Below are 1662 nucleotides of genomic sequence, written 5' to 3' on the forward strand. Positions count from 1 at the left end.
AAGTTTAAGGCTTATTTGCCTAAAGCGCTGGATTTAGGCCTTATTTTGTCAAATCCTAGGATCTGCTTCATCTATCTATAAAATTGCGTCTATGGATCTAATTTTGCTAGCTAAAGCGGTAGTACTGGGGGTAGTGGAGGGCTTAACCGAGTTTTTGCCAATCTCCAGTACGGGTCACCTGATTTTGGTTGGTGATTTGCTCGACTTCAATGATGAGCGGGGAAAGGCTTTCGAGGTCATTATTCAGTTTGGCGCGATTTTGGCAGTTTGTTGGGAGTTCCGAGAAAAGCTCTGGAAGGTTGCCTCTACTGCTCGAACAAGCTCCATCTCTCAACGTTTCATTCTCAATTTATTGATTGCCTCTATTCCGGCGATGGGTTTAGCGTTCGTATTTGGCAAATATATTAAAGCTGTTTTGTTTGCGCCCATTCCAGTGGCTTCTGCATTTATCGTGGGTGCGCTGGTGATCTTCTGGGCGGAGCGCCGTCAGCAAAAAGTTATCTTAAGCAAATCATATATTCAGTCGGTAGATGATCTCACCCCAATGGATGCTTTAAAGGTCGGGCTGGCGCAATGCGCTGCTTTAATCCCAGGCACTTCTCGTTCAGGCGCGACCATTATTGGCGGCATGTTGTTTGGCTTGCCGCGTGCAGTTGCGACTGAATTTTCTTTCTTCTTAGCAATTCCTGTAATCGGCGGTGCAACTGCTTACGAACTGCTCAAGCTTTGGAAAAATCCTGTTTCCTTATCTGGTGAATTTACTTGGGCAATTGTGGTCGGTTTTATCTCCGCCTTTATCTCCGCCTTTATTTGTGTGCGTTGGTTGATTCATTATGTTGCTGGACATAACTTCACTCCATTCGCTTGGTATCGTATTGTCTTTGGTGTGCTGGTATTGGTGAGTGCGTCCACCGGCCTTGTAGCCTGGTCTCACTAACCAAGATAATTCAAATTTATAGACGCAGATTGGAATAAATATGGATGTATCAATTGACGCTATTACCAATAATATTCAGCTGGCATTAGCCCCAGTCTTTTTATTGACTGCAGTAGCAACTTTAATTAATGCAATCTCTGCTCGCTTGGCTCGATCAGTGGATCGTATGCGCGCTATTCAGCACCGAATTCAAGAGGGCGGCATTCAGGATCAAGATATGCTGGCCGATATGATGAAAGAGGCGAATGAGGCAAAGGTAAGGGGGCGTCTTTGTACGGCAGCTATTTTCTTTGATGTATTAAGTGGCGTATTTATTTCTTTAACAGTTCTAGAACTATTTTTCTTTCAAGCAGGTGCAGTTCGATCATTGCAAGCTACCTACGTCATTTGGACCTTTGTACTTGGATTAATATCTTTCATGACATCACTTTCTATCGTGCTAGGCGAAGTGGTTTATGCCTATCGTTCTGCTGGCTGGAATACACCTTTTCCAAAATAAAAATTATGCAAAATTACAACCGTAATAACAAAATCCTCATCACTGGTGGCGCTGGCTTTTTAGGCTCACACCTTACCGAGAAGCTTCTCAAAGAGGGAAATGAGGTCTTGGTGGTAGATAACTTTTTTACCGGCACTAAGCAAAACTTAGCTCACCTATTGGGCAATCCCAATTTAGAGGTCATGCGTCACGATGTGACCTTCCCGCTCTATGTAGAAACCAATCA

3 protein-coding genes are annotated in these 1662 nt (G+C 43.8%); all 3 read left to right on the plus strand.

The features are described from left to right. Nucleotides 1-91: 91 nt before the first annotated feature. Entirely contained in the window at nt 92-937 is an 846-nt protein-coding gene (locus B7Y67_RS17325) for an undecaprenyl-diphosphate phosphatase (RefSeq protein ID WP_293599695.1), read from the plus strand. Between the two features lie 40 nt (nt 938-977). Beyond that, nucleotides 978-1436 carry a DUF2721 domain-containing protein gene (locus B7Y67_RS17330; RefSeq protein ID WP_293599696.1) on the plus strand — a complete coding sequence of 153 codons (459 nt, stop codon included), beginning with the start codon at nt 978-980 and terminating at the stop codon, nt 1434-1436. 5 nt (nt 1437-1441) lie between these two features. Continuing rightward, nucleotides 1442-1662, plus strand: a 221-nt coding sequence (locus B7Y67_RS17335) for a GDP-mannose 4,6-dehydratase (RefSeq protein WP_293599697.1), incomplete at its 3' end; no start/stop codon positions are given.

The sequence above is a fragment of the Polynucleobacter sp. 35-46-11 genome (assembly GCF_002281105.1).